This window comes from Blastococcus sp. OS1-29 (assembly GCF_057628075.1).
The window spans coordinates 122,287-148,812 of sequence record NZ_JBXXJK010000008.1; the positions used below are offsets into that span (position 1 = coordinate 122,287).

General features: G+C 73.9%; 27 protein-coding genes. 16 read left to right on the forward strand and 11 right to left on the reverse strand.

The genetic code is table 11. The features are described 5' to 3' along the window. Window position 1: 1 nt before the first annotated feature. The gene (locus tag AC2H4J_RS20015; RefSeq protein ID WP_487466662.1) at window positions 2-1,219 is read right to left on the reverse strand and encodes an N-acetylglucosamine-6-phosphate deacetylase; all 1,218 of its coding nucleotides are present in this window, start codon (window positions 1,217-1,219) and stop codon (window positions 2-4) included. Window positions 1,220-1,308: 89 nt separating this feature from the next. Beyond that, window positions 1,309-2,640 (reverse strand): PTS transporter subunit EIIC, encoded by a 1,332-nt coding sequence (locus AC2H4J_RS20020; RefSeq protein WP_487466663.1) that lies wholly within the window; start codon window positions 2,638-2,640, stop codon window positions 1,309-1,311. 207 nt (window positions 2,641-2,847) lie between these two features. Here AC2H4J_RS20020 and AC2H4J_RS20025 point away from each other — a divergent pair, with 207 nt between their 5' ends. The 3 genes from AC2H4J_RS20025 to AC2H4J_RS20035 are packed head-to-tail and all read left to right on the forward strand — an operon-like array spanning window position 2,848 to window position 4,240. Further along, on the forward strand, window positions 2,848-3,120 hold the full coding sequence (locus tag AC2H4J_RS20025) for a PTS sugar transporter subunit IIB (RefSeq protein WP_487466664.1): 273 nt from the start codon (window positions 2,848-2,850) through the stop codon (window positions 3,118-3,120). Beyond that, a complete protein-coding gene (locus tag AC2H4J_RS20030; RefSeq protein WP_487466665.1) occupies window positions 3,117-3,584 on the forward strand; it encodes a PTS sugar transporter subunit IIA in 468 nt (155 codons plus the stop codon). The genes AC2H4J_RS20025 and AC2H4J_RS20030 overlap by 4 nt, the downstream gene beginning before the upstream one ends. Further along, complete coding sequence (locus AC2H4J_RS20035) at window positions 3,581-4,240, forward strand: HAD family hydrolase (protein ID WP_487466666.1); 660 nt, start codon at window positions 3,581-3,583, stop codon at window positions 4,238-4,240. The genes AC2H4J_RS20030 and AC2H4J_RS20035 overlap by 4 nt, the downstream gene beginning before the upstream one ends. On the opposite strand, the gene AC2H4J_RS20040 is transcribed toward AC2H4J_RS20035, so the two are convergent. From AC2H4J_RS20040 to AC2H4J_RS20050, 3 genes are read right to left on the reverse strand one after another with little or no spacing between them, the layout of a single operon-like run. Then, complete coding sequence (locus AC2H4J_RS20040; RefSeq protein ID WP_487466667.1) at window positions 4,233-4,625, reverse strand: arsenate reductase ArsC; 393 nt, start codon at window positions 4,623-4,625, stop codon at window positions 4,233-4,235. The genes AC2H4J_RS20035 and AC2H4J_RS20040 overlap by 8 nt on opposite strands. After that, window positions 4,622-5,326: an aquaporin gene (locus AC2H4J_RS20045; RefSeq protein WP_487466668.1), complete on the reverse strand. Its 705-nt coding sequence runs from the start codon at window positions 5,324-5,326 to the stop codon at window positions 4,622-4,624. Before AC2H4J_RS20045 ends, AC2H4J_RS20040 begins: the two co-directional genes overlap by 4 nt. Next, window positions 5,323-5,685, reverse strand: a complete 363-nt coding sequence (locus tag AC2H4J_RS20050; RefSeq protein WP_487466669.1) for a metalloregulator ArsR/SmtB family transcription factor — start codon at window positions 5,683-5,685, stop codon at window positions 5,323-5,325. The genes AC2H4J_RS20045 and AC2H4J_RS20050 overlap by 4 nt, the downstream gene beginning before the upstream one ends. Window positions 5,686-5,785: 100 nt before the next feature. Between AC2H4J_RS20050 and AC2H4J_RS20055 the strand changes: the two genes are divergently transcribed. The 4 genes from AC2H4J_RS20055 to AC2H4J_RS20070 all read left to right on the forward strand — a co-directional run bounded on the left by AC2H4J_RS20055 (window position 5,786) and on the right by AC2H4J_RS20070 (window position 8,830). Beyond that, window positions 5,786-6,256, forward strand: coding sequence for an ArsI/CadI family heavy metal resistance metalloenzyme (locus AC2H4J_RS20055; RefSeq protein WP_487466670.1), 471 nt, complete (start codon window positions 5,786-5,788; stop codon window positions 6,254-6,256). A gap of 80 nt (window positions 6,257-6,336) precedes the next feature. Beyond that, on the forward strand, window positions 6,337-7,506 hold the full coding sequence (locus tag AC2H4J_RS20060; protein ID WP_487466671.1) for an AI-2E family transporter: 1,170 nt from the start codon (window positions 6,337-6,339) through the stop codon (window positions 7,504-7,506). A 57-nt stretch (window positions 7,507-7,563) separates the two neighbouring features. Continuing rightward, a complete protein-coding gene (locus AC2H4J_RS20065; protein WP_487466672.1) occupies window positions 7,564-8,505 on the forward strand; it encodes a hypothetical protein in 942 nt (313 codons plus the stop codon). A gap of 64 nt (window positions 8,506-8,569) precedes the next feature. Further along, window positions 8,570-8,830: a hypothetical protein gene (locus AC2H4J_RS20070; protein WP_487466673.1), complete on the forward strand. Its 261-nt coding sequence runs from the start codon at window positions 8,570-8,572 to the stop codon at window positions 8,828-8,830. A gap of 61 nt (window positions 8,831-8,891) precedes the next feature. Here the strand turns inward: AC2H4J_RS20070 and AC2H4J_RS20075 are convergent, their stop codons facing one another. Continuing rightward, window positions 8,892-9,830: a LysR family transcriptional regulator gene (locus tag AC2H4J_RS20075; RefSeq protein ID WP_487466674.1), complete on the reverse strand. Its 939-nt coding sequence runs from the start codon at window positions 9,828-9,830 to the stop codon at window positions 8,892-8,894. A 109-nt stretch (window positions 9,831-9,939) separates the two neighbouring features. On the opposite strand from AC2H4J_RS20075, the gene AC2H4J_RS20080 reads away from it, so the two are divergent. The 6 genes from AC2H4J_RS20080 to AC2H4J_RS20105 all read left to right on the forward strand — a co-directional run bounded on the left by AC2H4J_RS20080 (window position 9,940) and on the right by AC2H4J_RS20105 (window position 16,875). After that, complete coding sequence (locus tag AC2H4J_RS20080) at window positions 9,940-10,827, forward strand: FAD binding domain-containing protein (RefSeq protein ID WP_487466675.1); 888 nt, start codon at window positions 9,940-9,942, stop codon at window positions 10,825-10,827. A gap of 2 nt (window positions 10,828-10,829) precedes the next feature. Then, window positions 10,830-11,321, forward strand: coding sequence for a (2Fe-2S)-binding protein (locus AC2H4J_RS20085; protein WP_487466676.1), 492 nt, complete (start codon window positions 10,830-10,832; stop codon window positions 11,319-11,321). A gap of 73 nt (window positions 11,322-11,394) precedes the next feature. Continuing rightward, window positions 11,395-13,809, forward strand: a complete 2,415-nt coding sequence (locus AC2H4J_RS20090; RefSeq protein ID WP_487466677.1) for an aerobic carbon-monoxide dehydrogenase large subunit — start codon at window positions 11,395-11,397, stop codon at window positions 13,807-13,809. Between the two features lie 91 nt (window positions 13,810-13,900). Beyond that, on the forward strand, window positions 13,901-14,794 hold the full coding sequence (locus AC2H4J_RS20095; protein WP_487466678.1) for an XdhC family protein: 894 nt from the start codon (window positions 13,901-13,903) through the stop codon (window positions 14,792-14,794). Then, on the forward strand, window positions 14,778-15,701 hold the full coding sequence (locus AC2H4J_RS20100; RefSeq protein ID WP_487466679.1) for an AAA family ATPase: 924 nt from the start codon (window positions 14,778-14,780) through the stop codon (window positions 15,699-15,701). Before AC2H4J_RS20095 ends, AC2H4J_RS20100 begins: the two co-directional genes overlap by 17 nt. Next, window positions 15,694-16,875 (forward strand): vWA domain-containing protein, encoded by a 1,182-nt coding sequence (locus AC2H4J_RS20105; RefSeq protein WP_487466680.1) that lies wholly within the window; start codon window positions 15,694-15,696, stop codon window positions 16,873-16,875. Before AC2H4J_RS20100 ends, AC2H4J_RS20105 begins: the two co-directional genes overlap by 8 nt. Window positions 16,876-16,877: 2 nt before the next feature. Here the strand turns inward: AC2H4J_RS20105 and AC2H4J_RS20110 are convergent, their stop codons facing one another. The 3 genes from AC2H4J_RS20110 to AC2H4J_RS20120 all read right to left on the reverse strand — a co-directional run bounded on the left by AC2H4J_RS20110 (window position 16,878) and on the right by AC2H4J_RS20120 (window position 19,402). Continuing rightward, window positions 16,878-17,393, reverse strand: coding sequence for a DinB family protein (locus AC2H4J_RS20110; protein WP_487466681.1), 516 nt, complete (start codon window positions 17,391-17,393; stop codon window positions 16,878-16,880). 63 nt (window positions 17,394-17,456) lie between these two features. Beyond that, complete coding sequence (locus AC2H4J_RS20115) at window positions 17,457-18,386, reverse strand: GGDEF domain-containing protein (protein WP_487466682.1); 930 nt, start codon at window positions 18,384-18,386, stop codon at window positions 17,457-17,459. A gap of 62 nt (window positions 18,387-18,448) precedes the next feature. Next, on the reverse strand, window positions 18,449-19,402 hold the full coding sequence (locus AC2H4J_RS20120) for a S1C family serine protease (protein ID WP_487466683.1): 954 nt from the start codon (window positions 19,400-19,402) through the stop codon (window positions 18,449-18,451). Window positions 19,403-19,648: 246 nt separating this feature from the next. On the opposite strand from AC2H4J_RS20120, the gene AC2H4J_RS20125 reads away from it, so the two are divergent. Beyond that, on the forward strand, window positions 19,649-20,815 hold the full coding sequence (locus AC2H4J_RS20125) for a carboxylate-amine ligase (protein WP_487466684.1): 1,167 nt from the start codon (window positions 19,649-19,651) through the stop codon (window positions 20,813-20,815). Between the two features lie 19 nt (window positions 20,816-20,834). Here the strand turns inward: AC2H4J_RS20125 and AC2H4J_RS20130 are convergent, their stop codons facing one another. Together AC2H4J_RS20130 and AC2H4J_RS20135 are read right to left on the reverse strand one after the other, a co-directional pair. After that, entirely contained in the window at window positions 20,835-22,256 is a 1,422-nt protein-coding gene (locus AC2H4J_RS20130) for an NAD(P)/FAD-dependent oxidoreductase (RefSeq protein ID WP_487466685.1), read from the reverse strand. Between the two features lie 137 nt (window positions 22,257-22,393). Then, window positions 22,394-23,839 carry a xylulokinase gene (locus tag AC2H4J_RS20135; RefSeq protein WP_487466686.1) on the reverse strand — a complete coding sequence of 482 codons (1,446 nt, stop codon included), beginning with the start codon at window positions 23,837-23,839 and terminating at the stop codon, window positions 22,394-22,396. Window positions 23,840-24,032: 193 nt separating this feature from the next. On the opposite strand from AC2H4J_RS20135, the gene AC2H4J_RS20140 reads away from it, so the two are divergent. After that, window positions 24,033-25,355, forward strand: coding sequence for an ROK family transcriptional regulator (locus AC2H4J_RS20140; protein ID WP_487466687.1), 1,323 nt, complete (start codon window positions 24,033-24,035; stop codon window positions 25,353-25,355). Continuing rightward, the gene (gene xylA, locus AC2H4J_RS20145; RefSeq protein WP_487466688.1) at window positions 25,352-26,512 is read left to right on the forward strand and encodes a xylose isomerase; all 1,161 of its coding nucleotides are present in this window, start codon (window positions 25,352-25,354) and stop codon (window positions 26,510-26,512) included. Before AC2H4J_RS20140 ends, xylA begins: the two co-directional genes overlap by 4 nt. The last annotated feature ends 14 nt before the right edge of the window (window positions 26,513-26,526 follow it).

A 26,526-nucleotide genomic window follows, 5' to 3' on the forward strand; every position in this document is an offset into this window, starting at 1 on the left:
GTCAGCGGGCCTCCCTGGGTCCGGTCGGGTACGGGTCGCCGACCCAGCGGCCCGCGCGCATCACGGCGCGGGGCAGCAGGTCGTCGTCGGTGATGAGCAGGTCGGCCCGGCGGCCGACCGCGACATCGCCGGCCTCGCCGTCCAGGCCGACGAGCCGCGCGGGGGTCGCCGTGGCGGCGGTGACCGCGTCGGTCAGGGGGACGCCGGCGCCGTGGACCGTGCGGCGCAAGACGTCGATCAGCCGGGCGGTGCCCCCGGCGATCGCGCCCCGGGTGCCGTCGTCGGTCGCCAGCCGGGCGACGCCGCCCTCGACGTCGACGGTCATCGGGCCCAGCGGGTAGCGGCCGTCGGGCATCCCGGCCGCGGCCATGGCGTCGGTGACCAGCGCGATCTGGCCGGGGCCCACCAGCGCGAAGACCGCTGCCACGGTCTCGTCGGCGAGGTGCACGCCGTCCCCGACGAGCTCGACCACCATCGCGCCCCGGGCCGCCGCGGCCAGGCAGGCGGCCACGGGGCCCGGCGCCCGGTGGTGCAGCGGGGGCATGGCGTTGAACAGGTGGGTGGCGCCCAGCTGCCGGCCGCCCGCCGCGGCGACGGCGGCGGTGGTCTGGGCAGCGGTGGCGTCGGTGTGGCCGAAGGACGGCGTGACGTCGGCGGCGGTCAGGGCGCCGAGGACGTCGGCGAACCGCGGGGTCTCCGGCGCGAGCGTCATCGAACGGACGGCGCCCTGCCCGGCGTCGAGCAGCCGGTGCAGCAGGCCGGGGTCGCCGGGCACGATCGCGTGCGGGTCCTGCGCGCCGCACCGCGCCACCGAGAGGAACGGTCCCTCCAGGTGCACACCGGCCAGGTGTCCCGCCGCGACCAGCGACGCCAGGACGCCGACCCGTCGTTCGAGGACGTCGGCCGGCGCGGCCACGAGGCTGCCGAGCAACGTCGTCGTCCCGTGCGCCAGGTGGTGGCCGGCGGCGGCGCGGATCCCGGCGGCGTCCGCCTCGGGGAACCCGTGCCCGGCGCCGCCGTGGCAGTGCACGTCGACCAGGCCGGGGAGGATCAGCCGACCGGGCGCAGGGGCGGGGAGTTCGTCGTCCGCACCCCCGTCCGTGGCCGGGCCGACCCAGGCGATGCGGTCGTCCTCCACCACGACGAGCGCGTCGTCCAGCCGGCGGCCGGAACTGATGAGGTCGCCCCGGACCAGCTTCCGCTGCGGCGGCACGGGCACGGGGTGGCTCCAGGTGACTCGGTTCGGATCTCGCTCGGACGGGAGTGCGCGGGACCGGCGTCGCTCCCGCCGGTCCCGCGCACTCGACGTCAGACGGTGCTGCCGCGCGCCGGTTCGCCCCCGCGGGCGGCGTCCTCCATGGGTGCGTTGCCCACGGCGGCGTCGGTGGCGGACGGGTCGGCCAGCGCCGGCTGACCGTCGTCGGCCGTCTCGTCCTCGCGGCCGGGCGTCTTCAGATTCCACTTGCGGATCACGAACCGGAAGACGACATAGTAGATCACCGCGTAGACCAGGCCGATCGGGATGAGCCACAGCGGTCTCTGCGCCTGCCCGAAGTTCAGCAGGTAGTCGATCGCCCCGGCGGAGAACGAGAACCCGTCGTGGATGCCCAGGCCGTTGACCAGGGCGAGCGACGTGCCGGTGAGGATCGCGTGGATGACGTAGAGCGGCCACGCGACGAACAGGAACGAGAACTCCAGCGGCTCGGTGATGCCGGTCAGGAACGAGGTGAGCGCCGTCGACAGCATGATGCCGCCGATGAGCTTGCGCTGCCCCGGCCGGGCCTCGTGCCAGATCGCCATGGCGGCGGCGGGCAACGCGAACATCATGATCGGGAAGAAGCCCGTCATGAACGTTCCCGCGGACGGGTCGTGGGCGAAGAAGCGGGTCAGGTCGCCGTGCTTGCCGTCGAAGTCGCCGAGGACGAACCACACGACGGAGTTGACGATGTGGTGCAGGCCCAGCGGCAGCAGCAGTCGGTTGACCACACCGAAGATGCCGCCGCCGATGACGGTGTTGGCGTTGACCGCGTTGGCGAGTGAGGTCAGCAGCTTGTCGAAGACCGGGTAGATGAAGCTCATGACGACGCCGATGAGCATCATCACGACGGCGGTGATGATCGGCACGGCGCGACGGCCGCCGAAGAAGCCGAGGAAGTCCGGCAGCTTGATGCGGTAGTAGCGCTGCCACAGCATGGCGGCCACCAGGCCGGTGACGATGCCGCCGAGGACGCCGAAGTTGATCAGCGCCTGGGCGCCGGTCTGGTCGGTCTTGCCCTCCAGCACGACCGGGCTCATGGCCTTGAAGACGCCGGCGAGGACGAGATAACCGACGACGGCGGCCAGCGCGGTCGAGCCGTCGGCCTTCTTCGCCCAGCCGATCGCGATGCCCACCGCGAAGATCAACGGGAGGTTGTCGAACAGGGCGCCGCCGGCCGCGGCGATCACGTCGGCGACGGTCTTGAGCGGGGAGAAGCGGCCGATCATGTCGGCCTGCCCCAGGCGCAGCAGGAGGCCGGCGGCGGGAAGGGCGGCGATGGGCAGCATCAGGCTGCGGCCGAGCCGCTGCAGGCCGGCCAGGTTCATCCGCCTCTTCCCGGTTCCCGGGGAGGCGTCGGCGGTCGGGTTGACGGTCGTGCTCATGGGACCTGCCTCGGAGAGTCTGAGGACGCTGTGTCTGTGGGTGGGGGACGGTCGGTGCGGCCGGTCCGACCCCGGGCTTCCTCCCGGGTTCCCTGTCGTTGCCGCGGGCTCCGCAACACCGGTAGGGTCCTGTCATGACCAGTGGTGAGACTTTGCTCTCAAATTCCTGGCAGAGTCAAGTGCGCGGCAGCGAGTCGTGACGGGAGCGTGACCCGGCCAGGGGCCGGGCCGAATGAAGGGAGGACGTCCATGTCCAAGGCGAGCGACATCGTGGCCGGCCTCGGCGGTGCGGACAACATCGTCGAGGTCGAGGGCTGCATCACCCGGCTGCGCACCGAGGTCAAGGACCCGGGGAAGGTCGACCAGGCGGCGCTCAAGCGCGTCGGCGCGCACGGCGTCCTGGTGTCCGGTACGGCCGTGCAGGTCGTCGTCGGCCCCGAGGCCGACTCCCTGGCCGACGACGTGCAGGACCTTCTGTGACGGTGGTCCACGCACCACTGGCCGGGCAGGTCGTGCCGCTGGCCGACGTGCCCGACCCGGTGTTCGCCGGCCAGATCGTCGGCTCCGGCGTGGCCATCGAGCCCGAGGACGGCGCGACGGAGGTGCTCGTCACCTCGCCCGTGGCCGGTCGCGTGGCGAAGGTGCATCCGCACGCCCTGGCCATCGCCGACGAGTCCGGCACCGGTGTCCTGGTCCACCTGGGCATCGACACCGTCAAGCTGCACGGCGAGGGATTCACGGTGCACGTCGCCGACGGCGACGAGCTCGACCTCGGGGCGCCGGTGATCACCTTCGATCCCACGGCGGTGCGGGCGGCCGGCTACTCCGCCGTCTGCCCGGTGGTGATCCTCGGCTCGCCCGCCGACAGCGTGCAGACGGCAGTCGCCGCCGGGAGTGCCGTCGTCGCCGGGGCGGAGCTGTTCAGCTGGTCGCCGGCGACGTGACGGGCGCACCGGCCGCCCTGCTCCTCGACCTGGACGGCACGCTCGTGCTCAGCGAGCCGGTGCACCGGCGCACGTGGCGCCACTTCTTCGGCCTCTGGGGCGCCGAGGTCGACGAGCACGAGTACGAGAAGACCTTCATGGGGCGCCGCGCGAGCGACGTGCTCGCCACCGTGCGGGGATCGTGGACCGGCCGCGACCTGCATGCGATCCAGGCGGAGATGATGGCCCACGCCCAGGCGCTCGGGCACGACGTCGACCCGGTCCCCGGTGCCGCTGACCTCATCCGGGCCGCGGCCTCGGCCGGCCTGCCCGTCGCCGTGGTCACCAGCGCCGCGCGCAGCTGGACCGAGGAGGTGCTCGGACCGGTGCTCGACGTGCGCGACCGGGTGCAGGTGCTCGTCACGGCCGAGGACGTCGCCACGGGCAAGCCCGACCCGGACGGGTACCTCGCCGCCTGCCGCCGGCTGGGTGTCGAGGCGGCCGCGTGCCTCGGGGTCGAGGACTCGGCGTCCGGGATCCGCGCCCTCCTCGGGGCCGGTGTGGGCGCCGTCGTCGGGGTCACCACCACCTCACCGGCGGCCGACCTGCTGGCGGCCGGGGCGCAGCTCACCGTCGCCGATCTGCGGGACCCGCTGCTGGTCTCGCTGGTCAGCTGAGCTCGGCGAGCAGACCCCGAATCCGTCGCTCGATCTCGTCCCGGATGGGCCGGACGGCGGCGACACCCTTCCCGGCGGGATCCTCCAGCGCCCAGTCGAGGTAGCGCGTGCCCGGGAAGACCGGGCAGGCGTCGCCGCAGCCCATGGTGATGACGACGTCGGACGCCTCGACCGCGTCGGTCGTGAGCACCGTCGGCTGCTGGTCGGAGATGTCGATCCCGACCTCTGCCATCGCCTCCACCGCCGCCGGATTGACCCGGTCGGCGGGCAGCGAGCCCGCCGAGCGGACCTCGACCGCGTCGCCGGCGAGGTGGCGCAACCACCCGGCGGCCATCTGCGAGCGCCCGGCGTTGTGCACGCAGACGAACAGCACGCTGGGTCTCACGCTGTCTCCCTCGGTACGACGACGTCGTCGGCGACGGCCGCGACCCGCGGATAGAGGAGGGCGACGGTGCCGACGGCGGCCGCAGCCCCGACGGCCTGCGCGAGCACGAACATCGGCACCGACGACGGTGCGATGCCGGCGAACGTGTCCGACAGGGTGCGGGCGAGGTCGATCATCGGGTTGGCGAAGCTCGTGGACGACGACCACCAGTAGGCGGCCGTGATGTACGCGCCGACCGCGAAGGGGGCCGACGCGGCACGCCCCGAGCGGGCCAGCCCGAAGATCAGCACCACGAGGCCGAACGTGGCCACCGCCTCCGAGAGCCACCGGCCGGCGCCCGAGCGGTCGGTGCCGGAGATCGAGACCGCCGACAGGTCGAACATGAGGTTGGCCGCGACCGCCCCGACGGCGCCGCCGAGCACCTGGGCGGGGAGGTAGGCGGCCACCTGCCGGCCGGTCACCCCGCCGAAGACGCGGTCGGCCAGCGTGACGACCGGGTTGAAGTGCCCGCCCGACACCGGTCCGAACGCCAGGATCAGCGCGACCAGCCCCGCTCCGGTGACCAGGGCGTTCTCCAGGAGCTGCAGGCCGACGTCGCCCGGCGACAACCGTTGCGCGGCGATCCCGGAGCCGATGACGACGGTGACCAGGCCGGCCGAGCCCAGGAACTCGGCCAGCGCCTGCCGGGCGAGCGGCCTCACGCGGAGGTCGGGACGGCGGTGTCGAAGAGGTTCGCGATCGCCGCCAGCGCGCCGGGGCGCACGGCGTAGTAGACCCACACCCCGCGCTTGTCGCGGTCGAGCAGCCCGGCCGAGTGCAGCACCTTCAGGTGGTGGCTGATGGTCGCCTGCGTGAGGTCGAAGGCGGCGTTCAGGTCGCAGACGCAGGCCTCCCCGCCGGCGCTCGCCGCGATCAGGCTGACCAGCCGGAGCCGCACCGGGTCGGCGAGGGCCTTGAGCAGCGGCGCCACCTGCTCGGCCTGGTCCGCCGGCATGGGCGTCCCGATCAGCGGCGTGCAGCAGGCGACCACCGGCTCGAGCAGCGGAAGCGGTGAGGGCATGCCGGACATCGTCGTCCGTCATATTGACAACTGTCAATGCATAGTGCTCCGATGAATGCAGACATCGATGTGTGTCGATGTCCTTCGGAGGAGGAATCCCATGTCCCGTGTCCAGCTGGCTCTCCGCGTCGCCGACCTGGAGGGCGCAGTCGACTTCTACTCGCGGCTGTTCGACACCGCCCCGGCCAAGCGTCGCCCCGGCTACGCCAACTTCGCCGTCGCCGAGCCGCCGCTGAAGCTCGTGCTGCTCGAGGGCGAGGCCGGCGAGCCCACCCGCCTGGACCACCTCGGCGTCGAGGTGCCGACGACCGACGAGGTGACCGCCGCGACGTCCCGGTTCGCGGACGCCGGTCTGGCCACCCGCGTCGAGGACGACACCACCTGCTGCTACGCCGTCCAGGACAAGGTCTGGGTCACCGGGCCCGGTGGGGAACCGTGGGAGGTCTACACCGTGACCGGCGACGCGCGCCCGGACCTGGAGGGCCGCACGGAGGTCGAGCTGTCCGAGGTCGCCGGCGACGGCACCTGCTGCGCCACTCCGGACCGGGCGGAGGCCGCTGCCTGCTGCTGACCGACGTGCCCACGCGGAACCAGGGTGAGGCGCATCCTTTCCCCGTGCGGCCGATGGGCCGGGCCGCGGAGGGAGGAGCCATGCGTCCCATCCACGAAGGTGTCGACCCGACGATGCCCCCGCCCGGGCCGGAGGGGTCTCCCGTCGCGATCCCGGCCGCCGACGAGCTCCGGGCGACGACCCTGCCGCCGGCCCGCCCACGGCCGGCGACGTGGGACCCGCGCTGGCCGACCCGCCGCGTCTTCGGCGTCGCCTTCACGGCCGGCACGGCGGTCGTGCTGGCCTACGTGGTGCTCACCGCCATCGGGGGCGTCGCCGGCGAGCTGATCCTGATCCTGCTCGCCCTGGTCCTCGCCCTGGGGCTGGACCCGGTCGTCGCGTGGCTGGTCCGCCACGGGTGGAGCCGCAGTGTCGCGGTCGCGGCCGTCACCGGCGCGTTCCTGCTCGTCGTCATCGGCGTCTTCGCGGTGATCATCCCGCCGATCGTGGGCCAGGTGGAGCAGCTGATCCGCGCCGTCCCCGGGCTCATCCGGGAACTGCAGGACCGCAGCAGCGTGATGGGCCGGCTGAACGCGCGCTACCACCTCCTCGACGCCCTGCAGCGGCAGCTCACGGGTGGGGGCGGGAGCCTGTCGTTCGGCGGGGTGCTGAACATCGGCCTCGCCGTGTTCGGCACGCTCGCCGCCTCGGTCACCGTGCTGGTCCTCACGATCTACTTCCTGGCCAACCTGCCGACGATCCGGCGGGTGTTCGCCCGCACGGTGCCGGCGAGCCGCCGGGCGCGGGTCACCGGCCTCGCGGACGAGATCAGCGTCCGGGTCGGTGGCTACGTCCTGGGCAACCTGCTGACCTCGGCGGTCGCCGGCGTCGGCACGTTCGTGTTCCTCGAGATCGTGCGCGTCCCGTATGCCCTCGCGCTCGGCGTCCTGGTGGCCGTGCTGGACCTGATCCCGGTCATCGGGTCGACCATCGGCGGGATCCTGGTCACGCTGGTCGCCTTCAGCGTCTCCACCGGTGTCGCGATCGCCAGCCTCGTCTTCTACGTCGTCTACCGGCTGGTCGAGGACTACCTGCTGGTACCGCGGATCATGGTCCGGACCGTCGACGTGCCGCCCGTGCTCACCATCGTGGCGCTGGTGATCGGCGGGTCGTTGCTCGGCATCGTGGGGGCATTCCTGGCCATCCCGGCGGCAGCCGCGATCCAGCTCCTGGTCACCCGGGTGCTGTGGCCCCGACTGGACGCGGCCTGAACTCCGTCGTCCCGCCGTGGCAGTCTGCCCGGAGCCGGACCAGGAGGTGCAGGCCAGGTGGGCCTCGATGACATCGCCGACGAGCTCTACGAGGTGCCGCCCGAGGAGTTCATCGCCCTGCGCAAGGAGCGCCAGGACGCCGCGAAGGCCGACGGGGACAAGGCCCTGGCCAAGGAGATCGGCGCGCTGCCCAAGCCGTCGGCCGCCGCGTGGGTCAGCAACCTCCTCGTCCGGGAGCACCGGGAGGAGATCGAGAACCTCGTGGAGCTGGGCACGCTGCTCCGCGAGGCGCAGGAGAACCTCGCCGGCGACCAGCTGCGCGCCCTCGACGTCCAGCGGCGCCAGCTGGTCGCGGCGCTGACCCGGCAGGCCCGGGCGCTGGCCAACGACCGTGGCCACCCGGTCAGCACCGCGGTGGCCACCCAGATCGAGGACACCCTCCGCGCGGCCATGTCCGACCCCGAGGCGGGCGAGGCTCTCCTGTCGGGACGGCTGACCTCGCCGATGTCCTACAGCGGCATGGGGATGACGGTCACGCGGCCCGCGCTGCGGCTGGTGAAGCCGCCCCGGCCCGCGGCGCCACCGAGACCGGCCCGGGAGAAGGCGCCCACGGCGCGCGGGGAGACCGCCGCCGAGCGGCGGCGCCGCGAACAGGAGGAGCGCCGGCGCGCCGCGGAGGCCACGCGCGAGCGGGAGCTGGCCGCGGCCCGGGCGGCCGCCGACGAGGCCTCGGCCGCCGCCGACGAGGCGGCGGCCGCGCTCGAGGAGCACCGGCGGCAGGCCGGGGAGCTCTCCGCCCGCCACGGCGAGCTGCAGGCGCGGGTCGACGAACTCGCCGACCAGCTGGCGGCCGCGGAGCGCGAGGTCGCGGAGGCCGCCGCGGCGCTCAAGCGGGAGGAGCGCCGACGGAGCGCCGCCGAGCACGAGGTCGCGGACGCGGCCGAGGCCCGCGGCCGTGCGCTCGCACGCGTGGCGCAGCTCGAGCAGGAGCGGCCCTGATCGGGGAGTTGCCGAGGGGCCCGGGCGGGTCGACACTGCGCGCACCGTCGACGTGGAGGTCGTCATGAGCTCACCCGAGGAACCGCGGACCGGCGACACGGCACCCGACCACTCGCGCAGCGGCGCCGACATCGCCGAGGCGATCGAGGTCGCCGAGGACGGCAGCCAGGTCGAGGCCGTGCACGACCGGGGCACGGAGAACACCACCGGACAGGCGCCGGTCGAGCAGACCTACGGCGACCCCGAGATGACCGAGGGCCAGGTCGTCCTCGGCGACGGCGAGGGGGGCCGCCACCGGCCGGCCGACGATCCCGCCGAGGGTTAGTGGCCCCGCTGCAGGGGCCCGCCGCGAGCGTGCGAGTGGCGGGGGGCAGCGGGGTCCTTGCTTAGGTCCAGAGGCCGACCCGGACGGTCGGCGCTGCCCGCCGGGCCGGCCGGGACAGCAGCGCCGTGGTCGCGTCCCGCGTGGTGAGGAAGCGCTGCAAGGCCCGTGCCGCGGTCGTCGCCCGCCCGTCGCCGGGCACGGTCGCCCACCACATCCCGGTCACCGGCGTGCCGTCCACCGGCAGCCGGACCAGGGTGCCGCGCCGCACGTCGTCCCGGACGCTGTGCGCCAGCGCGAGCAGGACACCGCGGCCCGCGCGGACGGCCCGCAGTGCCGCAGCCTCGCTGTCGTACTCCTCGGCTGCGGCGAGAGGCCCCGCCCAGGGTTGCTCCGTGCTGCCCCGGTCGGTCCCGCCCGGCCCGGTCACCCACCGGGATCCGGCCAGGTCCTCCGGCTGCAGCCAGGTGCGCGACACGAGCGGGTGGTCCGGACCGACGACGACCACCCGCTGGTAGCGCAGGAACGGCACCGAGTCCACCGGCTGCCCGGCGATGGCGGTGGGGCGGGCCCCGAGGACGACGTCCGCGACGTCGTCGTCGAGCGCCGTGGCGGCGCAGTCGGCCGAGCCGACCGCCAGGTCGACCGGGGTCCGCGGCGCCCGCCGCGCGAACTCGGTGACGACCGCCTCGGCGACGTGCTCGGCGCAGGCGGCGGTCGCGAGCACCCGCAGCCGTTGCGCGGAGGTCGCCGTCGCCACCTCGCGGCGGGTCCGCTCGGCCAGGCGGACGAGTTCCCGGGCGCGGGTGGCCAGCGCGGTGCCTCCGGGCGTGAGCGCGATGCCGGTGCCCGTGCGGCGGAACAGCGGATCACCCAGGTCCGCGCGCAGCGCCGCGACGGAGGCGGAGACCGCGGGCTCGCTCACGCCCAGCGCCGCGGCGGCCGCGTGCAGCGAGCCGAGCTCGGCCACGAGGGCGAACGTGCGGAGCTGGGTGAACGTCAATCAGGCCTCATAAGCGGTCGCTTAGGACGATGTTGACAGTGACGCAGGTCACGGACAAGGTCCAGAGCACCGGTCCTCAGCGTCGGGGCCCGGGTGAGGGGGTGTCCCCGTGCAGGTACCTGCTCCGTTCGACTACGTGCGTGCCACGAGCGTCGGCGACGTCCTCGAGCTCCTCGAACGGCACGGCCCCGAGGCCCGGGTGATCGCGGGGGGCCACAGCCTGCTGCCGATGATGAAACTGCGGCTGGCGCGGCCCGAGTGGATCATCGACATCAACGACCTCACCGAGCTGCGGCACATCACCGTGGACGGCGACTGGTTGCGCGTCGGCGCGCTGACCCGCCACGCCGATCTGCTGGCGTCCGACGTGATCGCGCGGCTGTTCCCGATGATCCACGACGCCGAGCGGGTGATCGCCGACCCGGTCGTGCGCAACCGCGGCACCATCGGCGGCTCGCTGGGGCAGGCCGACCCGGCCGAGGACCTCACCACCGTCTGTGACGTGCTGCGCGCCCAGGTCTTCATCACCGCGCGGACCGGCGAGCGGATGGTCGACATCCACGAGTTCCACCGCGGGCCCTACGAGACCGCCTGCGAGCAGCACGAACTGCTCACCGAGATCCGCTTCCCGATCGGGCAACGCCAGGGCAGCGCCTACGAGAAGGTCGAGCGGCGGGTCGGCGACTGGGCGGTCGGGGCGGCCGGCGCCGCGCTCTGGATGGCCGAGGACGGCACGATCGCCGACGCCACGATCGGGCTCACCGCGCTCGGGTTGGAGGGGTTGGCGACCGACGCAGCCGCCGTCCTCGTGGGCGAGCGGCCCAGCGAGGACCTGTTCGCCGAGGCGGCCGATCTGGCCCGCGCCGCCAGCTCGCCGATCGAGGACCAGCGCGGACCGGTCGACTACAAGCGCCACCTGGCTGCCGAGCTCACCCGCCGCGTGCTGACCCGGGCGCTCGACCGCGCCGCCCACCCGACCGCTGTCCAGGGAGGCTGACCATGCAGGTCACGATGACCGTCAACGGGACCGAGGTCACCCGCGACGTCGAACCGCGGCTGCTGCTCGTGCACTTCCTGCGCGAGTCGCTCGGCCTCACCGGCACCCACTGGGGGTGCGACACCAGCAACTGCGGCACCTGCGTCGTGCTCGTCGACGGCGAACCGGTGAAGTCCTGCACCGCGCTCGCGGCCATGACCGCCGGGCACGAGGTGCGCACGGTGGAGGGGCTGGCCGACGGCGCCACCCTGGACCCCGTGCAGCAGGGCTTCATGGAGGAGCACGGCCTGCAGTGCGGCTTCTGCACGCCCGGGATGATGCTCACCGCCCGCGCGCTGCTCGACCGCAATCCCCATCCGGACGAGTCCGAGATCCGCGAGGCCATCTCCGGCCAGATCTGCCGCTGCACCGGCTACGCCACGATCGTCCGCTCCGTCCAGTGGGCCGCCGCCCACCCGGCCGCCGCGACCACCGAGCAGGAGGTGCCTGCATGACCGAGCTTGCGAGGTCATCCAGGAACAGAGCACGACTCGTCATGGCGACGACGAGCGCCAGCGAGGAGGAGTCATGACGACCGTCCAGGAACGCTCGCCGATGCCGCAGGAGCGCGAGCCCAACCCCGCCCAGGGCGCCCCGGACCGGCCGATCGGCTACGGGCGCATCCAGCGCAAGGAGGACCCGCGCTTCATCCGCGGCAAGGGCCACTACATCGACGACGTCGTCCTGCCCGGCATGCTGCACGGCGCCATCCTCCGGTCGCCGCTGGCGCACGCCCGGATCGTCTCCATCGACACCACCGAGGCGCTGGCCCACCCGAAGGTGCATGCCGTCATCACCGGCAAGGACCTCGAAGGGCTCAACCTCGCCTGGGCGCCCACCCTGTCGGCCGACGTGCAGGCGGTGCTGGCCACCGACAAGGTGCGGTTCCAGGGGCAGGAGGTGGCGTTCGTCGTCGCCGACGACCGGTACTCCGCCCGGGACGCGCTCGAGCTGATCGACGTCGAGTACGAGGACCTGCCCCCGGTCATCGACGCCCGCCGCGCCCTGGACCCGGGCACGCCGGTCATCCGGGACGACAAGGAGGGGCAGACCGACAACCACATCTTCGACTGGGAGGCCGGCGACAAGGGCGAGACCGATGCCGTCTTCGCGCGGGCCGACGTCGTCGTCAGCCAGGAGGTGGTCTACCCGCGGGTGCACCCGGCCCCGATGGAGACCTGCGGCGCCGTCGCGGACTACGACCCGATCGACGGCAAGCTGACGCTGTACGAGACCACCCAGGCGCCGCATGCGCACCGCACCCTGTACGCGATGGTCGCGGGGATCCCGGAGCACAAGATCCGCATCCTGGCCGGCGACATCGGCGGCGGCTTCGGCAACAAGGTCGGCATCTACCCGGGGTACATCTGCGCGGTCGTCGGATCGATCGTCACTGGCAAGCCGGTCAAGTGGGTCGAGGACCGGTCCGAGAACCTGATGAGCACCTCGTTCGCCCGCGACTACATCATGAAGGGCGAGGTCGCGGCGACGAAGGACGGCAAGATCCTCGCCGTCCGCACGCACGTGCTGGCCGACCACGGGGCCTTCAACGCGACCGCGCAGCCGACCAAGTACCCCGCCGGGTTCTTCTCCATCTTCACCGGCAGCTACGACCTCGAGGCCGCCTACTGCTCGGTGACCGGCGTCTACACGAACAAGGCGCCCGGCGGAGTGGCCTACGCCTGCTCGTTCCGGGTGACCGAGGCGGTCTACCTGGTCGAGCGGATGGTCGACATCCTGGCCCGCAAGCTGGAGATGGACCCCGCCGAACTGCGGCTGAAGAACTTCATCCGCCCCGAGCAGTTCCCCTACAAGAACAAGACCGGGTGGGAGTACGACTCGGGTGACTACGCCCCGGCGCTGCGGATGTGCATGGAGCAGGTCGGCTACCCGGACCTGCGGCGCGAGCAGGAGGAGAAGCGGGCCCGCGGCCAGCTGATGGGCATCGGCGTCTCGTTCTTCACCGAGACCGTGGGCGCCGGTCCCCGCAAGCACATGGACATCGTGGGCCTGGGCATGGCCGACGGCGCCGAGGTGCGGGTGCACCCCACCGGCAAGGCCGTCGTCCGGCTGTCGGTGCAGACCCAGGGGCAGGGCCACGAGACGACGTTCGCGCAGATCGTGGGGGAGGAGCTCGGCATCCCGACCGAGGACATCCAGGTCGTGCAGGGCGACACCGACCAGACGCCGTTCGGCCTGGGCACCTACGGCAGCCGCTCGACCCCGGTCAGCGGCGCGGCGGTGGCCCTGGCCGCCCGGAAGGTCCGGGACAAGGCGAAGGCGATCGCCGCGGCGATGCTCGAGACGCGCCCGGAGGACCTCGAGTGGGAGAAGGGCCGCTTCTTCGTGACCGGTGACCCGTCGGCGGCCAAGACGATCCAGGAGGTCGCCCTCGGCGCGCACGGCACCGTCACGCTGCCGGAGGGGATCGACGGCAACCTCGACGCCGAGGTCACCTACGACCCGCCGAACCTCACGTTCCCGTTCGGCGCCTACATCTGCGTCGTGGACGTCGACGCCGGTACCGGCAAGGTGCACGTCCGGCGGTTCGTCGCCGTCGACGACTGCGGCACCCGGATCAACCCGATGATCGTCGAGGGCCAGATCCACGGCGGGCTGACCGACGGCGTGGGCATGGCGCTCATGGAGTTCATCGGCTTCGACGAGCAGGGCAACTGCCTGGGCGGCTCGTTCATGGACTATCTGATCCCGACCGCCATGGAGGTGCCCGACTGGGAGACCGGCTACACGGTCACCCCGTCGCCGCACCACCCGATCGGCGCCAAGGGCATCGGGGAGTCCGCGACCGTCGGCTCGCCGCCGGCCGTGGTCAACGCCGTCGTCGACGCGCTCGCGCCGTTCGGCGTCACGCACATGGACATGCCCTGCACCCCGGCGCGGGTCTGGGAGGCCATGCAGGGCCACCCGACCCCGCCGATCTGAAGAAGGACCCCGCTGCCCCCCACCGCTCGCAGGCTCGCGGTGGGCCCCTGCAGCGGGGCCGAACCGACCACCGGAATGGAGGTCTCTCCGCATGAGCGTTCCCGACACCGCCGCGGAGCTGACCCGCGGCCGGGAGCCGTTCGTCCAGGCCACCGTCGTCCGCGCCCAGAAGCCGACCAGCGCGCACGCCGGCGACACCGCGCTCGTGCGGGCCGACGGGTCGATCGACGGCTTCGTCGGCGGCACGTGCGCCGAGGCGTCGGTGCGCGAGTACGGGCTCATGACGCTGTCGACCAACCAGCCGCTGCTGCTGCGCATCGTGCCCGGCGAGGTGGCCCCGACCAGCTCGGAGGAGGGCGCGGTCACCGTGGCCAACCCGTGCCTGTCGGGCGGCTCGGTCGAGATCTTTCTCGAGCCGCGGGTGCCCGCCCCCCGGGTGCTGGTGGTCGGGGAGAGCCCGATCGCCGTCGCGCTCGCCGACCTCGGCCGGCCGCTCGGCTTCGACGTGCACCTGGTGTCCGGTGACCAGGCCCGGCCGGAGGCGGGCGACGCCGCGGTGGTGGTCGCCTCCCACGGCCGGGGCGAGGAGCCGGCGCTCACCGCGGCGCTGGAGCTCGGCGTCCCCTACGTGGGGCTGATCGCGAGCCGCATCCGGGGCGCCGCCGTGCTCGCCGCCCTGGACGTGAGCGACGAGCAGCGCAGCCGGGTGCACAGCCCCGCCGGGCTGGACATCGGCGCCCGCACGGCGGCGGAGATCGCGCTCTCGGTGCTCACCGAGCTGGTCGCGGAACGGCGGTCGGCGGAGAAGGTGGCCGCCCCGCCGCAGGGCCCGGCCGGCGCCCTCGACCCCGTCTGCGGCATGACCGTCGCGGCGGTCGACACCTCGCCGCACGCCACGGTGGACGGCGTCACGACGTGGTTCTGCTGCGAGGGCTGCCGGACGACGTTCCTCGCCGACCCGGACCGGTATGCCCGCGCCTCCTGAGCCGGCGCGGGCCGGCGCCGAGGACGACGTCCGGGCGCGCGTCCCCGACGTCGAGGCGCTGACCGCTGCCCTGGACGACGTCGACTACCTGGCCGACCCAGGACTCGCGACGGCGCTGTTCCTCGGCGTCCGCCTGCCCCAGCCCCTGCTCCTGGAGGGCGAGCCGGGGGTGGGCAAGACCGAGGCGGCCAAGGCGCTGGCCCGCGTGCTGGACACGCCGCTCTACCGGTTGCAGTGCTTCGAGGGCATCGACGCCGCCGAGGCGCTGTACGAGTGGAACCATCCCCGGCAGCTGCTGGGCATCCGGGTCGCCGAGTCCCACGGAACACCGCTGGGCGAGGACGACCTGTTCGGCGCCGACTACCTGCTGCGCCGGCCGCTGCTGCAGGCGATCGAGCACCCCGGACCGCGGCCCGCGGTGCTCCTGCTCGACGAGATCGACCGGGCCGATGCGGAGTTCGAGGCGTTCACCTTCGAGGTGCTGGCCGAGGCGGCGGTGACCGTGCCCGAGCTCGGCACGATCCGGGCGGCACACCCGCCGGTCGTCGTCCTGACGTCCAACCGGACCCGGGACCTGCACGACGCCCTGACCCGCCGGTGCCTCTACCACTGGATCGACTACCCCTCACCGGAGCGGGTGGCCGAGATCGTGCGGCGGCGGGTGCCGGGCAGCGACGCGTCGCTGGCGGTTCCGGTGGCGGCCGCGGTGGGCCGGCTCCGGTCCCTGGACATGGTGAAGCCGCCCGGCATCGCCGAGGTCGTCGACTGGGTCGCCGCGTTGAGCGTGCTCGGCCTGAAACGGCTGGATCCGGTCGCCGTCGAGGCGACGTGGGGTTCGGTGCTGAAGAACCGCGAGGACCAGGAGCTCGCCCGCACGCGCGGCGCCGCCTGGCTGGCCGGTGCCTGACCTCCCCGACATCGGACCCGGGCCGCTGGCGGTCGCGCTCACGACGGCCCTGCACCGGGCCGGGCTGCCCGCCCCGCCCGAGCGCGCGGCCGGCCTGGCCCGCGCCCTGGCGCTGGTCCCGCCGGTCGACCGGGCGGCGCTGTACTGGGCCTGCCGGGTCAGCCTGGTCACCGACCGCGCGCAGCTGCCGGTGTTCGACGCCGTGTTCTCCGCGGTCTTCGACGGTCGGCTCGACCCCGCCGACAGCCGCGGTGACCCCAACGCGCCGCCGCCGATCGGGTCCGAACCGCGCACCCGGCCGGTGCCCCCTGACGACCGGCCCGCCACGCCCGGAGACGGCGGTTCCGGCACGGGCGTCGCCGGCGGCGGGGAGGACGGCGAGGGCAGCGAGCGCGAGGTGCTGCTGGCCGCCGCGTCGCCGGAGGAGCGCCTGCGGCACACCTCGTTCGCGCAGCTGTCCGCCGACGAGCTGGCCGGCGTCCGCGACCTGGTCCGGCGCCTGGTCCTGAGCACTCCCGAACGGCGCAGCCGGCGGGTGCGCCCCAGTTCCCGCCGCGGCGACTCCCTGGACCTGCGGCGGACCGTCCGCGCCGCCCAGCGCACCGGCGGCGATCCCGCCCGGCTCGTCCACGCCACCCGGCGGAGCGCGCCCCGGCGAGTGGTCCTGCTGTGCGACGTCTCCGGGTCGATGGAGCCGTACACGCGGGTCTACCTGACCCTCCTGCAGGGCGCGGTCGCCGGCGCGCGCGCCGAGGCGTTCGTGTTCTCGACGAGGCTGACGCGGCTCACCCGCCAGCTGGCCGGCCGCGATCCCGACCTCGCGCTCGCCCGTGCCGGGGAGACATCCTCCGACTGGGCCGGCGGGACCCGGCTGGCCGAGGGCATCGGACGGTTCGTCTCGCTGCACGGTCGTCGGGGCCTCGCGCGGGGCGCGGTCGTCGTCGTGCTGTCCGACGGCTGGGCGACCGACGACCCGGAGGACGTCGCCGAGTCGATGCGCCGGTTGCGTCGCCTCGCGCACCGGATCGTGTGGGTCAACCCGCGGAAGGCCGCAGCGGGGTACGCCCCGCTCGTCGGTGGGATGGCCGCGGCGCTGCCGTATTGCGATGCGTTCGTCAGCGGGCACAGCCTCGCCGCACTGGAGCACGTCGTGGCGGCCGTCGCCGCGGACTGAGCTCACCCCATGGTCTTCTGGCCGTCGATCGTCTCCCGCAGGATGTCGGCGTGGCCGGCGTGCTGTGCGGTCTCGGCGATGATGTGCAGGAAGACGCGACGCGCCGAGCGCCGCGCCCCCGGCGGGAACCAGGGCGCCGCCGGCAACGGGTGCGAGACGTCGAGATCGGGCAGGGTGGCCACCAGCTCGTCGGTGCGGGCGGCGACGGCCGCGTAGTCGTCGAGCAGCCCGGCCAGCGTCTGGCCCGGCTCGAGCCGCCATTCCCGGGCCCACGCCTCGGGGCTCCAGTCGCTGCTCATCGCCTCGGGGCCGCCCTCGATGAACCGCACCCATGCCGCCTCCGTACCGGCGACGTGCTTGATCAGCCCCGCCAGCGTCAGTTCGCTGACGGTGGGCCGCTGGGTGGCCTGCTCGTCGGTGAGACCCCGCACGGTGAACCGCAGGAAGTTCCGGTGCGCCGTCAGCGCCTCGAGGAGGTCGGCCCGCTCGGCGCCGAGGGAGGTGGTCGTGCCGGTCATGGGGTCGCCTTCCGTCGTCCGTGCGTGGTCCTGCTGACGCTAGGACCGGGGGGTGACGATTTCTCAGGCGCGGCGGCCGGTGCGCTTCTGCTCGTAGAGGTTGCCGTCGGCGCGGGCGAGGACGGTGCCCAGGTCGTCGCCGGCCAAAGCCGTCGCGACGCCGGCAGACCAGGGGAAGTCGTGGGTCTCCTCCAGCTGGCGCAGGACCTGCCACGTGCCGGCCTCGTCGGTGCCGGGCAGGCAGAGCACGAACTCGTCGCCGCCGTACCGTCCGAGCAGGTCCGCGCCGCGCAGCCGTCGCGACCAGCCGGCGGTGAGCTCGCAGAGGAGGGCGTCGCCGGCTCCGTGTCCCTCCCGGTCGTTGACCACCTTGAAGGAGTCGAGGTCGAGGATCGCGAAGCTCAGCGGCTCTCCGGTCCGGTGCGCCCGGGCGAGGTTGCGGGCGGCCTCGCCCTCCCACGCCCGGCGGTTGGCCACCCCGGTCAGCGGGTCGGTCGTCGCTGCGGTGCGCAGGCTGTGCGCCAGCCGGCCCTGCGCCTCGGTGAGACAGACGGTCGCCAGCACCAGCGCCACCCAGGGCACGGTGAAATGCCCGGGCTCGGCGGCGATCGCGCCCGCGGTGGCGAACGCGACGAGGGCGAGGACGTGCAGCCGGGCGGCGGCGAGCCGGAAGAAGTACGCGGCGTACAGCCCGATGGCGATCAGGATCGGTCCGAGGCCGACGATGCCGGCGGCGGTCGCCGAGCGCCAGGCCAGCAGCCCCACCAGCACGCCGGCGAGTGCCACCGCTGCGTGGATCGCCGGCCAGCGGGTCCGTGCGCCGAGCACGGCGAACAGCGCTGCGCCGCCCAGGCCGATGACGCCGATGACGACGAACAGCGGCACGGGGCTGCGGGGATGCAGCGGCCAGACGGCCGCGGCCACGCAGAGCGCGCCGCTGCACGCGTAGAGCACTGCGAGCAGCGCCACGGGGGTGCGGCGATCGGCGTGCATGCCTCCATCCTCCCGCCGGAATGCCGGATCCGTGCGACCGGCGGACGGGGTGTCACCCCGGGTCACCGGCCGGTGAGCTCCGACGGCGAGGTGATCACGTCGACCATGGCGCCGTTGCGGTAGACGGTCATCGGCAGTGGCCGCCCGATCGACTCGGTGAAGAGCAGCCGTTGCAGGCTCTGGGCGTCGGCCACGGGCCGCCGTGCGGCCTCGAGCACGAGGTCGCCGGGCTTGAGCCCGGCGCGGTCGGCCGGCGCGCCGGGGACGACGTCGACGATCCGCAGTCCCCGGGTCCGCCCGGTGCGCTCGGCCAGCGTCCTCGGCAGCGGGGACGGCGTGCTGACCAGCCCCAGGTAGGCCCGCCGGACCCGGCCGTCCTCGGTCAGCGCGGCGATGATGCGCCGGCTCGTGTCGTTCATCGGGACGGCGAGGCCGAGCCCCCAGCCCGCGACTGCGGTGTTGATGCCCACCACCCGCGCCGCGGAGTCGGCCAGCGCGCCCCCCGAGTTGCCCGGGTTGAGCGCGGCGTCGGTCTGGATGACGTCCTCGACCACTCGCGCCGTGTGGCCGTCCCGCGTCGGCAGCGAGCGGCCCAGCCCGCTGACCACGCCGGCGGTCACCGAGCCGGCCAGGCCCAGCGGGTTGCCGACGGCGACGACGAGCTGCCCGACCCGCAGGTTCTCGGCGCTCCCGAGGACCGCGGGCGGTGGTGTCGCGCTGCGGGCCCGGACCACCGCGAGATCCGACAGCGGATCGGCGCCGACGACGTCGACGTCGGCCTCCGACCCGTCGCCGAACACCGCGCGGCCCCGGGTCGACTGCCCGACCACGTGGGCGTTGGTGAGCAGCAGCCCGTCCGCGGAGACGACGACGGCGGAACCGGCTCCACCGCGGCCGTCCCGACCGGTCACCTGCAGCGCGGCGACGTGCGGGGTCACCTCGGCCGCCACCGCCGTGACGATCCGCGAGTAGGCGTCCAGTGCCGCTTCGACGTCCGGTTCCGGTGCGGCGCTCATCTGCGGCCTCCCCGATGATTACTCGATTACGCGCTTCCAGTGAACGCCGTGTGGCGGCCGGTGGACAGGGCGTTCGTGCTGCCCTGAGCGAACACGCGCCGCCCACCGACCGGACGAGATCGCAGGCACCTGGTGCGCCGCCCCGCGGGGCCCTACCGTCGCACCTGCGGCTGACCACCAGCCGACCCCGCGTCCCGGGGCAGCGGCGGTGCCGACCCGGCGCCCTTTCCGTGCACAGGAGCGCGCGTGGTGGTCGACCAGTCGGTGGAACGACATCCGGAGCCGCTGCGCGACGCCCGGCCCGCACCCCCGGGCGCCACGCTCGGTGTCGAGGAGGAGTTCCACCTCGTCGACCCGGGGAGCTACCGGCTGACCCGGAGTCCGGCGCTCTCCGCGGCCGTCCTGCGCCGGGAGGCCGGCCCGCACCTGCACGCCGAGATCACCACCACGCAGCTCGAGGCGGTGACCGGCATCTGCACCACCCTGTCCCAGTTGCGGACGGAGCTGGTGACCACGCGAGCGGAGGCAGCGGGTGCGGCGGCGCGCGCCGGGGTGCGCATCCTGGCGTCGTCCACCCATCCGTTCGACAGCTGGCAGCAGCAGGACATCACCCCGGCGCCGCGGTACGAGGCGATGGTCGCCCGGTGGGCCGGGCTGGCCCTGCAGCAGGACATCTGCGGGTGTCACGTCCACGTCGGGGTGCCCGACCTGGAGACCGCGGTCGCGGTGATGGACCGCGCCCGCCCCTACCTGCCGGTGCTGCTGGCGATGACCGGCAGCTCGCCGTTCCACGACGGCGTCGACACCGGGCACCACAGCTACCGCACGATGTGGTGGTCGCGGTGGCCGATGACCGGTCCGCCGGAGTACCTGGGCAGCGCCGAGGCGTTCCGGGAGGTCGTCTCCGGGCTGGTCACCTCCGGCGTGGTCGCCGACGGTTCGCACCTCTACTGGGACCTCCGCCCCTCCAGCCACCTGCCGACGCTGGAGTTCCGGCTGGCCGACGTGTGCACCGAGGTGGACGACGTGGTCCTGCACGCCGGGCTGGCGCGATCGCTGGTGCGGGTCTTGGCCGCGCGGGCCGAGCGCGGGGAGGCCTGCTCCGACCTGCGGCCCGAACTCCTGCGCGCGGCACGCTGGCGCGCCGCCCGGTTCGGCCTGGACGGCCAGCTGTTCGACGTGCTGCGGGGCGAGCTCGTCCCCGCGCGCACCGCCGTCCGCCGGCTGCTCGCCGAGCTCCAGGACGACCTGCGCGACCACGACGAGTGGGACGTCGCCGTCGAGCTGACCGAACGGCTCTTCGAGCGGGGCACCTCGGCCGCCCGGCAGCGCCGGACGTGGCAGCGGACCGGTGACTGGCGCCAGGTGGCCGCCGGGATCGTGCGCGAGGGCACGGCCCTGGAGAGCGGCTGAGCCCTGCGCCGGGCTCCGGTCAGGCGGTGCGCCCGGTGTCGGGCTCCTCGAGGTCGATGTCCTTCGGCCCGCCGGTCTTCGATGCCTCGAAGTGGGGGCCGACGTGTTCCAGCGCGAGCCGGCCGTAGACCTGCTGCTGGGTCGCGACCCGCTCGGCGCGGCCGCGGCCCAGGAAGCTCACCGTCCAGTGCAGGACCGTGGTGATGCGGCTCTTGAACCCCACGATGTAGAACAGGTGCAGGGCCAGCCACATCAGCCAGGCGAGAAAGCCCTCGAACTTCAGCTTGCCCAGGTCCACGACGGCGGAGAACCGCGAGATCGTCGCCATCGAACCCTTGTCGTGGTAGCGGAACGGGCCCTGGGGGGCCTTGCCCGCGAGCCGCCGCTTGATGGCGTCGGCGGCGTAGCGGGCGCCCTGGATCGCCACCTGGGCGACCCCGGGGAGCTTGTCCAGCGACATCATGTCGCCGACGACGTGCACCTCGGGGTGCCCGGGCAGGGTGAGGTCGGGCTGGACCGCCACCCGGCCGGCGCGGTCCACCTCCGCGCCGGACTGCTCGCCGAGCAGCCGGCCCAGCGGGCTGGCCTGCACCCCGGCCGCCCAGATCTTCGTGGCGGCGTTGATGCGGCGCACCTGGCCGTCGGCGTCCTTGATCTCGAGGCCGTCGGCATCGACGTCGGTCACCATGGCGCCGAGCTGCACCTCGACGCCGATCTTGTTCAGCTGGCGGCGCGCGCGCCCGCCGAGCTTCTCGCCGAAGGACGGCAGCACGTAGGGAGCGGCGTCGAGGAGCACCACCCGGGCGGTCGTCGGGTCGATGTTCCGGAAGTCGCGGCGCAGCGTGCGGTGCGCCAACTCGGCGATCTGGCCGGCCATCTCCACCCCGGTCGGACCGGCGCCGACGACGACGAAGGTCAGCAGCCGGTCGATCTCGGCCTGGTCGGTGGCCAGCTCGGCCAGCTCGAAGGCGCCGAAGATGCGGCCGCGCAGCTCGAGCGCGTCGTCGATGCTCTTCATGCCGGGCGCGAACTCGGCGAACCGGTCGTTGCCGAAGTAGGACTGGCCGGCGCCGGCGGCGACGATCAGCTCGTCGTAGGGGTGCACGGTGGTGCGGCCCAGGACGTACGAGGTGACCGTGCGGGCGGTCAGGTCGATGTCGGTGACCTCGCCCAGCAGCACCCGGGTGTTCTCGTGCCGGCGGAGGATCTCCCGGGTCGGGGGCGCGATCTCGCCCTCGGACAGGATCCCGGTGGCCACCTGGTAGAGCAGCGGCTGGAACAGGTGGTGGCTCGTCTTGCCGATGACCGTGACGTCGACCGGCTCCTTGCGCAGGGCCTGTGCGGCGAACAGGCCGCCGAAACCCGAGCCGATGATGACGACGCGTGGCCGCCCGTTCGAGGAATCACTCGGGGCCGGGACACGCGCTGGTGATGTCGTCATGATGAATCCATCCTCCCACCTGGCCCTGTCCCGGCCCCTGCAGGGCCGGAGCGATCCAGGACACACTGCTTCCCGTCTCGCCTACCCGGGGTTCCCGCGACGTACCCGTCGAGGACCGCGGATGCGGTGCGGTCCCCTCATTGACCGTCGGTGCGGCCGCGCACCTCGGCGTAGCGCGCGCGGACGGCGTCCGCCGGAGCCGACTCGAACTCCTGGAGTCCCGGCTGGTCCCACTCCGGGGGAGCGCCCGCCCCCGACAGCGCCCAGGCGGCCTGGCGGGCTGCGCCGTCCGCGACGTACTCGCCCGGGGGTGGCACCAGCACCGGCCGGCCGAAGATCCCGGGCGCGAGCCGCTGGACCGCCGGCGACCGGGCGGCGCCGCCGATCAGCAGGACCCGCTCGATGCTGACGCCCTGGGCGATCACCGCCTCGATGCCGTCGGCCAGCCCGCAGAGCAGCCCCTCGACCGTGGCCCGGGCCCAGTGCGCGGGCGTGGAGGTGCGCAGCGTCAGCCCGTGCACCGAGCCCGTGGCGTGCGGCAGATTCGGCGTCCGCTCGCCCTCCAGGTAGGGCACGAGCACCAGGCCGCCGGCGCCCGACGGTGCCGACAGTGCGAGGTCGGAGAGCCGCTCGTGGTCCACCCCGAGCAGGGCCGCCGCGGCGTCGAGCACCCGGGCGGCGTTCATCGTGGCCACCAGTGGCAGGTGCAGGCCGATCGCATCCGCGAAGCCGGCGACCGTACCGGTCGGATCGGCGACGGCGGTGGGGGAGACGGCCGAGACGACGCCGGAGGTGCCGATCGAGACGATCACGTCGCCCGGGCGGGCGGCCAGGCCCAGGGCGGCCGCCGCGTTGTCGCCGGTGCCGGGCCCCAGGACGGCGGAGCTGCCGCGCAGCACGCCGACCACCTCCGCGGGCCCGGCCACGCGCGGCACCGCGGGCGTCCGTCCGCGCATCGCCCGTTCGAGGAGGTCCAGCCGGTACTCCCCGGTGCGCGCCGACCAGTAGGCGGTGCCACTGGCGTCCCCGCGGTCGGTCACCAGGGCGCCGAGGCCGCCGTCGTCCGACAGCTGCCAGGTCAGCCAGTCGTGCGGGAGGCAGACGGCCGCCGTCCGGTCGGCGTTCGCGGGTTCGGCGTCGGCGAGCCAGCGCAGCTTGGTGGCGGTGAAGGACGCCACCGGCACCACACCGACGGCGTCCGCCCATGCCTGCCGCCCGACCACTTCGTCGCCGTCCCCGAGCTCGCGGACGAGATCGGCGGCCGCGCCGGCGGAACGGACGTCGTTCCACAGCAGGGCGTCGCGGACGACGGCGCCGTCCGCGTCCAGGCAGACCATGCCGTGCTGCTGGCCCCCGACCGACAGTGCGGCGACGTCGTCGAGGCCGCCGGCCCCGGCAGCGGCCGCCGTGAACGCCTGCAACCACGCCCTCGGGTCGACCGACGTGCCGTCGGGATGGGGGGCGCGGCCGGCCCGGACGAGCGCGCCCGACTCCGCGTCCCGCACGACCACCTTGCAGGCCTGCGTGGAGGTGTCGACCCCCGCGACGAGGGTCACCGCCGAGTGCGGGGGAGCGGGGAGCACAGGATCATGGGCGGCACCCTAGCGACGGCACCCTTTCTTCGTCGGGGCGGCGAACATACTGTTCTGGAGCTGCCGCCGGGTCCCGCCCGCGTTGCTGTTCGGTAACGGCGCCGGGCCGTCTTGACCGCGGGCGCGCGGCGGAAATAATTTGTTGACCAGTCCGACAAATGGTCGTGACCGACCTGGGGGTGGCATGACCGACGAGCGCAGTCGCTTCGACCGCTCGCCCGGACACCGGCACACCCCGGCCGACCAGGCCACGGTCCGCCGCAGCAACCTCGGGCTGGTCCTCCGTCACCTGCGTGACGCCGGGTCCATGTCCCGGGCCCGGATCGCCCAGGAGACCGGGCTGAACAAGGCCACCGTCTCCAGCCTGGTCGCCGAGCTGATCGACCGGCGGCTGATCACCGCCGGCGACGTCGACCGCGCCGGATCCGTCGGCCGGCCCGGGCTGATCGTGCACCTGGACGGCGCGGGTGTCTGCGGGATCGGGGTCGAGCTCAACGTCGACTACGCCGCCACCCTGGTGCTCGACCTGCGCGGCGAGGTGCTGTTCGAGCACCTCATCGCTCTCGACGTCCCGGCGCTCGGTGCCGACGGGACCCTGGACGCGGTCGCCGCCCTGGTGGCCGAGGCCGTCGACGCCGCGCATGCCCGCGGGGCCGCCCCCGTCGGGCTCACCGTCGCGGTGCCCGGCCTGGTCCGCAGCATCGACGGCGTGGCGACGTACGCCCCCAACATCGGCTGGCACGACGTCGCCGTCCTCGACGGTCTGCGCGCCCGCACCGGCCTCGACTGCGCGATCCGCGTCGAGAACGACGCCAACCTCTCCGCGATCGCGGAGTGGGTCATGGGCGAGGAGGCCCGCACGCCGGATCTCGTCTACCTGACCGGCGAGGTCGGTGTCGGCGGCGGCGTGATCGCCGGCGGCCAGCTGCTCCGGGGGGTCGGGGGGCTGTCCGGCGAGGTCGGCCACACCGCGCTGGGGGATGCCGATGCCGTGTGCGGCTGCGGACGGCGGGGCTGCTGGGAGACCGTCGTCGGCCTCAGCGCGCTGCTGCGCGAGGCCGCCGACCCCGACGACCCGGTGCACGACCCCGAGCGCGACCTGGAGGTCCGGCTGGCCGAGATCGCCGCCCGCGCGGACGCCGGCGACGCCCGCACGCTGGCCGCCCTCGAGAAGGTCGGCACCAACCTCGGCACGGGCGCGGCCGTGCTGATCAACCTGTTCAACCCCGGCGTGATCATCCTCGGCGGCTACTTCGGCTTCCTCGGCCGCTTCTTCACCGAGCCGATGACCGCCGAGCTGCGGCGGCGCGTCTTCGGCCCGGAGCTGGCCGGCGCCCGGGTCGTGCTGTCCACCCTCGGCTTCACCGCCGCCGTCCGCGGCGGCGCGCACGTGGCCCTGGAAGCGGTGTTCGACGACCCCACCCTGGTGCCCATCTGCACCTCCGACGGCACGTCCGTCGACAGCACGACCCTCGACCGCACGACCCGGACGGAGAGCAGCGCATGACCGACTACACCCCCACCAAGGACGACAAGTTCAGTTTCGGCCTGTGGACCGTGGGCTGGCAGGGCGTCGACGTCTTCGGTGGCCCCGTCCGGCCGCCGCTGGACCCGGTGGAGTCCGTGCACCGCCTCGCGGAGCTGGGCGCGGCCGCCATCACCTTCCACGACGACGACCTGGTGCCCGACGACGCCTCGCGCGAGGAGACGCTCAAGCGCTTCCGCCAGGCGCTGGACGAGACCGGCATGGGCGTCGAGATGGCCACGACGAACCTGTTCGGCGCGCCCGTGTTCAAGGACGGTGGCTTCACTGCCAACGACCGCGACGTCCGCCGCTACGCCGTCGCCAAGGTGCTGCGCAACATCGACCTGGCCGCCGAGCTGGGCGCGAAAACCTACGTGCTCTGGGGTGGTCGCGAGGGTGCGGAGTCCGGCGGGAGCAAGGACGTCGCCGCCGCCCTCGACCGCTACAAGGAGGGTCTGGACCTGCTCTGCGGCTACGTGCGGGACAAGGGCTACGACATCCGGTTCGCCCTGGAGCCCAAGCCGAACGAGCCGCGTGGTGACATCCTGCTGCCGACGATCGGGCACGCGCTGGCGTTCATCAACTCCCTCGAGGAGCCCGACCGCGTGGGCCTCAATCCCGAGGTCGGGCACGAGGAGATGGCCGGGCTGAACTTCGCCCAGGGCATCGCGCAGGCGCTGTGGCACGGCAAGCTCTTCCACGTCGACCTCAACGGGCAGCACGGCCCGCGTTTCGACCAGGACCTGCGCTTCGGCGCGGGCAACCTGCGCGGCGCGTTCTGGACCGTCGACACCCTGCTCGGCGGCGGGAGCGGCCGGGCGTACGACGGCTACCTGCACTTCGACTACAAGCCTCCGCGCACCGAGGACATCGACGGCGTCTGGGAGACCGCGCGGGCCTGCATGCGCAACTACCTGATCCTCCGGGAGAAGGCGGTGGCGTTCCGGGCCGACCCCGAGGTCGCCGAGGCGCTGGAGGCCGCGCGGGTGAGCGAGCTCGCCGTCCCGACGCTGGGCGAGGGGGAGTCGCTGGAGGACCTGCGCGCCGAGACGTTCGACCCCGTGGCCCTCGGCGCGCGCGGTCTGCGGTTCGAGCGCCTCGACCAGCTCGCCATGGAGCACCTGCTCGGCGTCCGCTGACATCGGCGGGCGGT